This window comes from Candidatus Neptunochlamydia vexilliferae (assembly GCF_015356785.1).
Taxonomy (GTDB): Bacteria; Chlamydiota; Chlamydiia; order Chlamydiales; family Simkaniaceae; genus Neptunichlamydia; species Neptunichlamydia vexilliferae.
This window is the reverse complement of the sequence record NZ_JAAEJV010000056.1, coordinates 1-12,290: the sequence shown is the minus strand read 5'-3', so window position 1 is coordinate 12,290 and position 12,290 is coordinate 1. Positions and strand designations below refer to the sequence as shown.

The following is a 12,290-nucleotide window of genomic DNA, read 5'->3' as shown; positions in this document are numbered from 1 at the left end:
TAAGCTGAAAGTCGAGCAAAGCGAATATGGTAAGTGGCTAAAAACCTGGAAAAAAAGAGGCTTGTTCCTTGGTGAAAGATGTGCAAGGTTTTCTAGGAAAGAACCTTTCCAGCGAACTGACATGGCTTCGGAGCCGAAGGCGAAGAAAAGCCATGCGGTGAGCTGTCCGCGGCTTCAAAATGGCTCTGCAAAATCGCCCCGCACGAGGGGTGGAACAGTGCTTTGCACGGCCCCCCGAGGAGGGTCGATTTGGCTTGCCAGATTGAAGCTCAAGGGGGCAGCAGGGGGCTTGCCCCCGACGCATCTTTCATAAGACCAAAAATTGTTACCCTACTTTGAACCATGCCGAAAATTTAAACCAAACTCCCTCTGGGGCTAAGCAAATTAAACCCGACACTGAGGTTACAGAGGTGAATTTCGACAACCCACTTTGGGGTTGCCTGCATCGGGCGCCTTGAACTTTCCTCCTATGAGAAACTTCTCAAGCTCACTTTAATGCGTTAGCCCTGGCTACCTGCAATGTTCGACTAGCCAGAAAATTCCTTTTCGTATAGAATCGTTTCTTATTTCTAACAACAAAGATGATCTATATGAAATGTTTTGCCTTTTTAATTGCACTAGTTACCACGACCCTTTTTGCCATCGACGATGGCAGTCCTGGGATTGAACAACGGGATATCGAGGCGCTTCGCGACTGGATCAACACAAAACGGCAGGTGACTGTCAAAGAGCGGGGGGGGAATCTCTCGGTTAGTGGGGAGGTGCGTGCCGAACTCCAATCAACCAATGAAAAGAAAAATGGGATTAAGCAGCGGGGCAGTGGAGGAACTGTTAAAAATACAGCAATTCGAGCATGGGACGTTGAGGTTAACCTTATGCTTGATTACCGCACCGACCGCACCTGGGCAACAATCAAGCTTGAGTTTGATAATAATGCAGGAACGACAACGGGAAGCTTTGATAGAATATCACTTGAAAGAGCTTTTCTAGGGGGGCGGATCGTTAATGCTGACACCTACACCATGGATATAGAGATTGGTCGACGTAACTTCGGGTATACTTTCGATTCTAAAATTGAGTTTGGTTCCTTTATGGATGGGATTCTTTATAAGTATGACCAGGCATTTGATGTTGCCGGAGACTTCTATTTTCATGGAGGCCCCTTTCTCATTGATGAAAATATCGATGAGTATGGTTATGTCGGAGAGATTGGACTTTTAAATTTAGGAAGAACCGGACTCTATACTAAACTTTCAGCGATTTATTGGGGAAATAAGTCTAGAAATACTACAGCAGAGCAAAGAGTTTTTCGCTTCCTTCCTATTCAGTGGATTTGGGGGTATAAGTTTGTTCCAAAACCTATTGACAAAGTCGTTACTGTCTACTCAGCGGCTCTTTATAATCCCCGTGCCCGAGGAACCAAGGTTTCCAATAACAGGCGGCAAGCTTGGGCCTGGTATGCGGGCTTTTCTATCGGCGAACTTCGGAAGCAGTGGGATTGGTCATTTGACCTCAGCTATCAGTGGGTTCAGATGCAAGCGATCCCTGACTTTGATGGAAGTGGGATTGGACGAGGAAACTCTGCAAAGGTCGGCCTCTACACCGAGCGTGACAAGGGAACAGTCAGGGCCCTTACCGCTGGTGAAGGGGTAGGTGCCGGAAACTACAAAGGGGTTGCAGCCGAGCTTCTCTATCTTCTCACCAACAACATCACGATTTATCAAGCGTGGCGACAGTCGGTGAACCAAGATTCGAGCATTAAGCCGACCTTCTCGTACAAGCAGTACGAGTTCGAAATCATCTATGGTTTTTAAACGAAAAGCTGATTTTAGCTCGCTTAAAGTGTTTCCGATCGATCTGCTCCTTGCGAGAAACCCTGTTGATATGAACGAAAACTAAATCAAAATCTTTGGTTTTTTTCAGTTCACGAATGAGTTTTGCAGACGATTTTTCCTCGAGAAATTCTGGATAAGGAAAAAGAAGACAAGGAATCTGATGCTTCCGTTTATTCACCTTTTTCAAAAAGGTTTTTAGGGCGCCTTCTTTAAGATCTTTCACATAGATAAAATCAACTGCAGAAAAGAGCTTTAAAAAGGAGTCGATATACCGCTTTTTAGTTCGGGGAATATAAAAATGAAGCTCGGGATTGAAGGCTGCGAGAAGGGAGATGTGAATTCCCTTAATTCTTTTCCAGAGAAGGACGACAGGCTTTTCTTGACCCAGTGGAGAGTGGTTCATTTCAACCTTGTAAAGCGGCTTTACAAAGACCCGCGCTAAGTAGTTAAAGAAATAGCCCGAAAGACGAGAGGTGACGGTTAAGACACAGAGGAAAACGATCCCTGCTGTGATCATAAATCCTTGTGCTGCCGATAGGTCAACCCCTTCACTAAAAACGAAAAGGAGGATGGGTGCAATGAGAACCCCACAAAAACTCAAGAAGTTGGAGGCAGCCACAATTTGCCCCCTGCGGATTTCGGGAGCATACCTTTGGACAAATGAGTCGAAAGGGACGATATAAAGCCCACCAAAAACGCCGAGACCAAAAAGAGAGATAAAGATAAAAATATGGAAGTCGTGGAAGACACCGATTAAGAAGGTCAGGGCGGATAGGAGGAGTCCTGCGATGCATGCCATCCCCACTTCAGGTCTTTGGTGACTCATTTTACCCGCAAGGAGGGCGCCACAAGCAATTCCCACTGCAGTGAGGAGGAAGAGATATCCCCCGGCAATTTCGCTATACCCCATCGATTGAACGGCGTAAGGGATAATGTTGAGCTGAAAGTAAGCTCCGATAAATAGGAAGGAGGCTGAGCCAAAGATAGCAGCAAGTAAGTAAGGGGTGCGAGAGGCATAGCGTAAATTCTTGTAAATCTCATAAACAAAGAGAGGGTTTACCCGCTTTCTCGAATGTTTCGGAAGGGTTTTGGGGATAAAAACCGAAGCGATAAAACCGAAGATCGCAATCAAAGTGGCAAATACCGCGGTGAGAGGGAAGTTTTTATCTGTCACCTGCGTTAAAAAAGAGGCCAAAAAGGTTCCAACGACAACTCCAAAGTAGGTGAAGGAAGTGATCAGGCCATTTGCTTTGGGGATTTTTTGTTCTTTAACAAGTTCTGGGATGATACTATATTTTGGGGGGCCGAAAAAGGCACTTTGCATCGAGAGGAGGAAGAGAAGAGAGTAGCTTGCCCAATCACTTTTAAAGGCAAAGGCAATAATCCCGAGCGCCATAATGATCATCTCGGTAAATTTTAGGAAAATGACCATCCTCTGCTTGCTAAACCGGTCGGCTAAAACCCCGGCACCGGAGGAAAAAAGGAGGAATGGAAGGACATAAACAATCCCCACCCACGTCAAGATAATCGGGGATGCTTCAATCCCCTTAAGATCGATAAACAAGAAGACGATCAGATATTTGAAAAAATTGTCGTTGATCACCCCTAGAAACTGAGCAATATTTAAGAAGTGAATCGAGTGACGCTCGAAAAAAGATTCCCGTTTCAGAAAACCAAACCGTTCCAAGGTATCTTCAATCGTTTGAAAGAAACCCCGTTTTTCATTCTTCTTCTTAAATAAAGCCATACCCTTTATCATAACCCTTGAGAAACGTAAAAAGAAAGAGCCATGCTCGAAAAGCCCCTCGTTTATCTTAGCAACTCGATAGAAAAGCTCGTCGAACTCCTTCGTGACCAGCTTTTTTCCGATAGAGAAAACCCTTTTGGAAAAAAGTTTGTCTTTCTCCCTTCTGCCAACTTAAAAAACCCCCTGATGACCCAATTTGTCTCCGATGGAAAGCTCGATGTGGCGATGGGGGTCGATTTTCTCGAGTTAGGATCAGGTATCCAAACACTTTACAAGTGGGCGAGTGGAAAAACGCTCCTCTTTCCTCCCCTCGATCTTTTGGCTTTACAATTAGAAGCTTTAGACCTCCCTTCAGGGCGGGCTTTACATCTTGCAAAAGAGTTTTTGCGATATGGAAAGTTTGGAGGTTCTTTTCTCAAAAAATGGCCCGATACCTGGCAGAAAAAATATTGGGATGCGGTTTTCTCGAAATGGAATTATCCTTATGAACTTCTTGAAGCCCCTTTAAGTAAACCCAAAGAGCAAGCGGAAATTCATCTTTTTAACTTCCCTTTTCTTCCCAAGCTTTACCACCTTTTTTTTGCAAAGCTCGCCGCTTATTTTCCCGTCCGTTACTACCAATTTTCCCCTTGTCGTGAGTTTTGGTCCGATACCGTCACCGATTTTGAAAAAGTCCACCTTATAGAAAAAGACCCTCAACTCTCCCTCTATTTTGAGGAAGGAAATCCCCTCCTCAATAACCTAGGAAAGGTGGGGCGACAAACCTTTCGCCTCTTTGAAGAAGAAGATTTTGTTTCCGAAGAACACTACGTAGAAAAAAACTCCAAGACCTATCTTTCGAAGCTTCAAAGTGACATCTTAAACTTTAAAAAAACCGGAAAAGAAAAAGATGATTCAGTTCTCCTTTTGCCAGCAGCTTCTAAGCAGCGGGAAGTGGAGATTCTTTATACAAAACTTTTAGAGATGAAGGTTCTCCCCTCTTCGATTCAAATCTTTGCACCAGACATTTCAGCTTATGCCCCTTTTATTGAGCTTGTTTTTGGAGGAGAAGAATCCCCCTTTGACTTTACAATCCGTGATCTCCCCAGCCACCCTCTGCTGCAAACCTTTTTCGATCTTCTCTCCTTAAATGATCATCGTTTCGAGGCCTCTACACTCTTTAAGCTTTTTTCAAATCCCTATTTTACTCCCCTTTCTGAAAAAGAGATTAAAGAGGTACGCCGCTGGATTGAGAGATCAGGAGTCAAGTGGGGAGTTGACAAACAGCATCGAAAACTTCTCCTTCCCGAAATCTTAGATGAAACCGAAAGTGGAACCTGGGAAGAAGCGTTTGGCGAGCTCTTAAACAATTTGGTTTTCATTCCTGAAAAGGGAACCGACTGGGACCTTCCCTACATCGATTTTTCAGATGCAGAACTTCTTGGAAAATTCATTACCTGTACTCGCTCCCTTAGGGCCGATCTAGGTACCCTTTATGGAGCTTCGATGACAGGCGCTGATTGGGCAAGCTGCTTGATGACCCTTTTTAATCGCTACCTTGTTGCCGAAGAAAATGCGTTTGCCCCCTTTGAGGAAAAACTCCTCCTCTTAAAAGAGCTTGAAGGGACATTCCCCTTTGCGAGTATCAAATGTTACCTAGCAAATAGCCTGAAAGAAAAGAAAGGAGTCCGCCTTTCTAAGCAATTGGAAGCGATTACCTTCCGATCGCTCAAGCCAGGCATGTTTTTCTCTTCTAAGGTGATCGCCCTTCTGGGGATGGAGGAAGGAGCTTTCCCCCGTCCCTATATCCGCTCCTCTTTAAACCTTCTTGGAAGTCAAGGAGATTACTCCCCGACCCCTCCCGATGAAGATCGGTATCTTTTTTTGCAGCTCCTTTGCGCAGCGGAAGAAACCCTTTTAATCACCTATCAGAATGTAAGCGAAGAAGATGGGAAGGAGCAGCCCCCTTCGATCCTTGTTCAGGAGCTTGATCCAAAGGTAGAGGTTCACCCCCCTTTCCCCTTTCATCAATCCTATTTTTCTAAGCCAGGGAAGGTGTATTCGAAAAAGCACTACGAAACAGCGCGCACCTTTTATGGACCAAAGAAAGAAAACCCCTTTATTGCCGAGTTCTTACATCCCACTCCCCTTCCTGAAGTCGAGGTGGTAGCGCCTCCCCCTTTTGAGGACCTTTCCCGCTTTGCGAAAAATCCCTTAAGGTTTTACTGCAACCAAGTTCTGAATCTCTACCTCCACTATGATGACACCACCGATGAGGAGTTTTTCCTCTCCCCTCTACAAAGGCATAAACTCCTAAACAAAGAGTTGGCTTTACAAGAAGCAGAAGAAAAGGGGCACCTCCCTTTAGGGCGCTTCAAAGAGGTTGCTCGAAAAAAAATCGAAGCGGAGTGGGAGACTCTTTCAGAAGAAAGGGGGCCAGGGTTCATCTATAAAGGGAAGCTTGGAGACCTCGTAAAGATCTATCCCGAATACCTTTTAGGTCTCATCAATGGGGAACCCAAACCCCTCATCCATTTAAAAACAGGGGAGATCTTGGAGTTTAGAAGAGATCCCCACGAATCTTTTGAAAGATATCTCTACTACTACACGGTTGCCCTTCAAACACCTTCACCCCTCCATCCCCACCTTGCTCCTTTCCTCCTTAAAAATGATCTCGAAACCTTTTCTAAAAAAATCAAGACCATTGGGAGCGATCCCTATGCAAATAAACTCTTTTCAGATCCTAAGCAGTATAACCCCGAGGTGATCATCGAGCGGTGGTTTCCCCTCCTTCAAAAAACCTTTGAACCCCTATTGGAGGTGATCGGTGAAACGGTTTGATGTTTTAGATCCCAGAACCCCTTTACTTGGCCACCATTTTTTAGAGGCCTCAGCCGGAACGGGAAAAACCTTCGCGATCGAACACATTACAGCCCGCCTCATTGCTGAGCAACGGTTTTCTATCGATGAGATTCTTATCGTCACCTTCACCCGGGCTGCAACCAGAGAGCTCAAAGTACGGATCCATGAAACGCTCAAAAAATGTCCCCCCTCTTTCCCCCTTCAAAAAGCTCTAGCCTTGGTCGATCAGGCGCAGATCTTTACCATCCATGGCTTTTGCCATCGCATGCTCACCGAATACGCCTTTGAAGCGGGTCTTGAATTCACACTTCTCAGCGAAGAAGAATCGGATTATCAAGCGATCCTTGCCGACCACATCACCGACTTCTTCCGCACCTCGTTAACCTCTGAGGAGTATAGTACCCCTCAGCTTATAAAGCTCTTTCAAAGCCGAGCAGATGTTCTCAATAAGGTTTTAAATCTTATTGAGAAAGAGGGAGAATTTCCCGATTATCCCCCCTTTAACCACTCCCATGAGCGGTACAATGCCATAAGGCCAACCCTCTCCCCCCCTCTTGACCTCATCTTACAGTTCAATAAGATCAAAAATAAAGAGGGAGAGATCAAGGAGCCATACAAAACCCAGGTAGCCCTCCTCGAAAAAAAATACCTGAATCGAGAAGAATTTGAAACGCTCACCGCTTCCGAATCGGTCCTTTCCCTAACCACAGAGGAAAACCTCTCCAAAAGAGCTTTTAGTGATCCCAGACCGCTTTACAACTTCCGCGACCAACTCTTACCCATTCTAGAGCCTGCTACCTCCCCTCTTTGTACCCTTGTCCGGATCGCCCGCTCCGTTGGCCCTTCTGCCCTTAGAGCCCTTGAAGAAAAAGAGATTCTATCCCCCAATGACATTCTCAAGCGGATGGGAGAAGCGCTTTCCCGTCCCCCTTTTCGAGAAAAGGTTCGCTCTCGGTACCGCGCTGCGATCATCGACGAGTTTCAAGACACCGATCCCATCCAGTGGAACATTTTTAAAACCCTATTCATCGATGATCCCATCCCCGCCCTTTACCTAGTCGGTGATCCAAAACAGTCAATCTACTCATTCCGTTCAGCCGATATCTATACCTACCTCAATGCTGAAAAAATGGTCAGTGAAAAAGGGTACCTTGATACAAACTACCGCTCGGACCCCGCCCTTATTCAAGCGCTGAATACGCTCTTTTCAAAGAACCCCAACTGGCTTTCCCTTCCCGATGCTCCCCTCCCTTTCCATCCTGTCAAACACCCCGAAGGGGCGGCAAACCGCCCCTTTCCAGATGATAAAGAGCCCATCCATTTTTTTGCCTACGAGACAAAAAAAAAGAAATGGGGGAGCTGGCCTACCATTGAAATCGAGGAGACCATTTTTTTCCCCTTTATCGCTCGAGAAATCCTCAACCTAACCAAAAAGGGATTTCAATACTCCGACTTTGCCATCCTTGTCAAAGATCGCCATCAAAGTGTTCGCCTTAAGACCTACCTTGAAAGTTGCAAAATTCCAACCAGCTCCAAACGGAATGAGAGCCTCACATCGTCCCCCACCTTTTCCCTTGTCCGTTCCCTATTAGAAGCGCTCATCGATCCCTCCGAGGTCCCTGTAAAGCGGTTTCTTTCCCACCTCTATAACCACCAGGACCTCAAAGAAAACCAAGAGCTTTTAACCGAAACAACCGCCCGTTTTGCCCAGCCCCAATCCCTTGAAAGGGCCCTGCGGACCCTTTACACACCCACAGATCTAGAAACCTATGCCGACTACACCAAGCTCTCCGAGCTCCTATTAAGCCATCCAGGGACCCTTGAAGAGCGGCTGGCCTCTCTCCTAGACCACAAAGAGATTCCCCGTGTTCCCCTTGCCGACCCCAATTCAGTCACCATCATGACCATCCACATGAGCAAAGGGCTCGAGTTTAACATCGTCTTTGCCCTCGGCCTCATCAATCGGTATACCGGCCGTGAAACATTGATCCGCCACGATAAAGAATGGCTCCCTTTTCATCCCGACCACCCCAAATGTAAAGCCGCTTTACATCGTCAAGAAGCCGAAAAGCTTCGCCAACTCTACGTTGCCCTGACCCGCGCCAAACATCGGCTTTACATTCCCCTTCTCCGCGACACCTCCAACACCCCCATCCCCTTAGGCCAAGCCTCTCCCCTAGAGCTCTTCGACCCCGAGCCCACCGATGTGACCTACCTATTTCCCGCAAAGCTTCCTCCCGAAGATCCCACCTTCCCCGAGCTTCACTCCCCCACATCCCCATCACTCATCTATCCCTCTCGCACCCTCCACTCTTACAGCTCCCTAGCCCATACCACACCCCAACCCCCAGTCGACGTCGAAACCGACCTCCCCAAAGGGGCAGAAACAGGGGTGCTCCTCCACTCCCTTCTCGAAACCCTCCTCCTCAACCCCGACACCTCCATCGAAACCCTCCTCCAAAAAAGGCTTCCCCCCCACTTCCCCTTCGAGACGACAGCCAAGCTCCTCCACCACGCCCTTCACACCCCCCTATCTCCCCACCCCTTTTCCCTAAGCGAGGTTAAACACCTCTACCCCGAAGTCGAATTCCTCTATCCCGACGGCCCCAACTTCATTAAAGGGTTCATCGACCTCGTTTTCAAACACAACGACCACTACTTTCTCCTCGACTGGAAGACCAACCTCCTCCCCTCCTACGATCCCAAGACCCTACACGAAACGATGGCCCACCACGACTACACCCTTCAAGCCTTGCTTTACAACACAGCTCTTTCCCGCTACCTAAAAGGAGCACCCATCGGAGGCACCTACTACATCTTCCTAAGAGGCCTTCCCGATGAAGGGATTCTCTTTCTGCCTTATCAAACCAATGCATAAACTTTCTTCTTTACAAAAAGTTTATATGTCTGCAAGACTTGGTCCTTTAAAGCCAAAGGAGGTTTATCATGGCCAGCTCATCCAACATCAATACGGGAAATATCGTAGAAAGAACCTATAGCACAACCGTTCAGTACAAACCTGGAAAGTTTCAGTACGGGAAAATGGAGGACGTCTACTTTAGCGCCAGTTCCCCACCCCTTAAAAAAGAGCAGAATCAAAGGATCATGCTGCTGCGGGACAAAAAGCTCAATGAGTTTCAAGAGGAGACGGTCCTTAAAAAGGTCATTCCTGGGCAGGATGGGCGTCAAAGGATCCAAAAAACAAGTGAGTATCCCTACAGCATCCATGTCCAATTAGAAATGAAATTTTCAGATGGGACGTATGGAGGGTCGGGGTCCTTAATCGGTCCCCACCACGTTCTCACCTGTGGGCATAACGTTTACGACATAAAAACCAAGAAGTGGGCAACCAAAATCACTGCTTATCCTGGACGCAACGAAAAAAGTGCCCCCTATGGAAAGGCGACAGTCATAAAAGCCTATACATTCAACAACTATACCAATAATAAAGAGCGCGCTTATGACATCGCGCTCCTTCTCTTGGATAGGTCGGTTGGAAAGTATACCGGATGGGGAGGACTCTGCAGCGCTCCCGACGATTCCCTTAAAGGAGCCACATTTAATATTACCGGTTACCCTGGAGACAAAGGCCTTGATCAGATGTGGAGCATGAGCCACAAAATCAAAAGCATTGAAAAAGAGATCTTCGAGTATGAGATCGATACAAATCGCGGACAAAGCGGCAGCGCTATCTGGGTTAAAGATGAGTTTGGCTCGGTTAAAATCATGGGTGTGCATACCTTAGGAGGCTTTGATAAAAACTCGGGGGTGAGAATTTCTAAGGACAAATTCACCAAGCTTTTTCAAACGACCATAGCCAATACCTATAAGATTCAAAAAAGCCAGCAAAGCAACTTAACCCCTAGTAGCTCTAGTTCTTCTTCCAGCCAAAATTCAAGCGATGCGTTTATTAACCAGTTTTCTGATCTATCCATTAGCTCAAACCCTTCAAATAGCCAGAGTACTCGCTTGCCGTCTATTGCATTAGGGAAAACCGTATGGCAGAAGCATTTCGGTCTTGACTCCATACAAGATCCACAACAACTTCTTCCATGCAATATCAACGCAATTCTCAATAAACCAACCCCCTTTAAAGTCGAAGGGTATACTGGCAAAGTTATTGACACCCACTTCCTTGTCTGGATCCCTAAAAAAGTTAGTGGGATTCCTCTTTCGCTTGATAACTTAGAGAAAATTTTTGGAAATTATAAATATTATGACAGCGATATAAAAAAAAGCTTAGGAGCCAAAACGGTTAGTTCTTCTCATTGGGTTCTTTTAAGTAAAGGTATTCTAGAAGCAACACGAAATAAAACCTCTAGCGATCAAAATAAGATTATTCGGAAATATGACTTTCGAAGCTACAACTTGCCAAACGTCCTAGATGTTGCAATAGCAGTTCTTCTATATCAAAAGGAGAAACCTGGAGACTATTTGTTGCCAGAAAAGCCAAAATTGACCTATACAAGATGTATCGAAAAGGTGTATTACAACCACTGGCCAGTTTCAAATGAACGACCTGTGGCCATTGGGTGTTTTGGTGCTGGCGGACTAAATGTTAGTAATTCCTATGATGTAGGAGGTAATTCCTGCGGTTTTATTGGAGCTTGGAAGTTATAGAAGGTGCTCGATATCTGATTATATTCTCCGCGCCTACCTTCATAAGGATATACCATACCGAAGTCTCTAGAGGTGACAGTAGCCCTTTTTAATCCATGAGAAAGACACCAAAAAGAGTTTTTTTTGACCAACTGACTCATGCACCTATACCCGATGCCAAGAGAGAGTGAATAACAACCAATGGCCTGTGGCCATTGGCGGCTGCGCCGCTGGGGGCCTGTGTGTCTCCTACTACCCTCGGCATACCAACGAGAACTTTGGCGTTGTTGGCGCCCGGAAGCTATAGGCATTTGGCTACTTGTCTCTTTGGGGTTGGGCCTTCTGACGCAGAGGAGCGTGCGAGGCAAAGCTCCTCGGCGCCGGCGCGATTTTTTTGTAGGGCTCTTTTAGCGCTAGGTGCATAATCTTTATTCTTTCAGAAAAAGGATGTTTTTTTAGAAACTGAAGCTTTTGAACTTTAAGGAGGCTGATATGCCAGGAAAGATTTTAAAGCTGAAGATCTCTCTACTAAGACTGAACCCATTGATCTGGAGACGGGTGTTGATCGATATGGCTGGAGATCTGGAAGATCTCCATAGGACGATTCAACTTGCGATGGGTTGGGAAAACTGCCATCTTTATAGTTTTAGGTATGGCAATCAGGAGTTTGGCTGTGATGAAGAGGGCTTTTCTAATGAGAGGCTTGCTGCTCTTAGCTTGAGGGAAAAAGATGAGATTTTATACGAGTATGACTTTGGCGACTGCTGGGAACACAAGGTGAAAGTTGAAGCAATTCTTTCTAAAGAGAAGGGAGTGTTTTACCCGAAATGTCTAGAAGGAGCAAGGGCTTGTCCTCCTGAAGACTGTGGAGGGGTCTGGGGCTATGAGGAAAACCTCGAAATCATGTGTGATAAGAACCATCCTGAATACGAGGATACCGTTCAGTGGATGGGGAAGGATTTTGATCCCGAGCACTTTGACCTTAAGAGCGTGAATCGTAACCTGGAAGGGGCATTTGTCCGTTATTGAGGTAGCTATTTCTTTACGGGGCCTAATGAGCTGGGCAAGAATAACTCATTGACAGGTAAGCCACTGGTTTGACCAGTGGACTTTCAAGGCTTGGCCTTAAGATTTAGTGAAAAAAGATGATGTTGTATTTTCCTTGTTGGGCTTGGCAGACCAACAAAGGAAAAAATTATGAATACAACATCGTCTTTTGAGAGTTTATCTCATTCTAAATGGGATTGTAAATACCATATCGTGTTTAT

The 12,290-nt window shown here is 46.0% G+C and carries 6 protein-coding genes; 5 read left to right on the top strand and 1 reads right to left on the bottom strand.

Annotation, left to right across the window (positions count from 1 at the left end; genetic code table 11):
• Positions 1 to 581 precede the first annotated feature (581 nt).
• Entirely contained in the window at positions 582 to 1,814 is a 1,233-nt protein-coding gene (locus tag NEPTK9_RS07900; RefSeq protein WP_194848292.1) for a hypothetical protein, read from the top strand.
• On the opposite strand, the gene NEPTK9_RS07895 is transcribed toward NEPTK9_RS07900, so the two are convergent.
• Positions 1,798 to 3,582, bottom strand: coding sequence for an MFS transporter (locus NEPTK9_RS07895; RefSeq protein WP_194848291.1), 1,785 nt, complete (start codon positions 3,580 to 3,582; stop codon positions 1,798 to 1,800). The two genes, NEPTK9_RS07900 and NEPTK9_RS07895, sit on opposite strands and share 17 nt — an antisense overlap.
• Positions 3,583 to 3,624: 42 nt before the next feature.
• On the opposite strand from NEPTK9_RS07895, the gene NEPTK9_RS07890 reads away from it, so the two are divergent.
• The 4 genes from NEPTK9_RS07890 (at position 3,625) to NEPTK9_RS07875 (ending at position 12,051) form a co-directional block, all read left to right on the top strand.
• Entirely contained in the window at positions 3,625 to 6,402 is a 2,778-nt protein-coding gene (locus NEPTK9_RS07890; RefSeq protein WP_194848290.1) for an exodeoxyribonuclease V subunit gamma, read from the top strand.
• The gene (locus NEPTK9_RS09900; RefSeq protein WP_194848289.1) at positions 6,389 to 9,301 is read left to right on the top strand and encodes a UvrD-helicase domain-containing protein; all 2,913 of its coding nucleotides are present in this window, start codon (positions 6,389 to 6,391) and stop codon (positions 9,299 to 9,301) included. Before NEPTK9_RS07890 ends, NEPTK9_RS09900 begins: the two co-directional genes overlap by 14 nt.
• 68 nt (positions 9,302 to 9,369) lie before the next feature.
• Positions 9,370 to 11,043: a trypsin-like serine peptidase gene (locus NEPTK9_RS07880; RefSeq protein WP_194848288.1), complete on the top strand. Its 1,674-nt coding sequence runs from the start codon at positions 9,370 to 9,372 to the stop codon at positions 11,041 to 11,043.
• A 471-nt stretch (positions 11,044 to 11,514) separates the two neighbouring features.
• Positions 11,515 to 12,051, top strand: a complete 537-nt coding sequence (locus NEPTK9_RS07875; protein WP_194848287.1) for a plasmid pRiA4b ORF-3 family protein — start codon at positions 11,515 to 11,517, stop codon at positions 12,049 to 12,051.
• Positions 12,052 to 12,290: the final 239 nt, after the last annotated feature.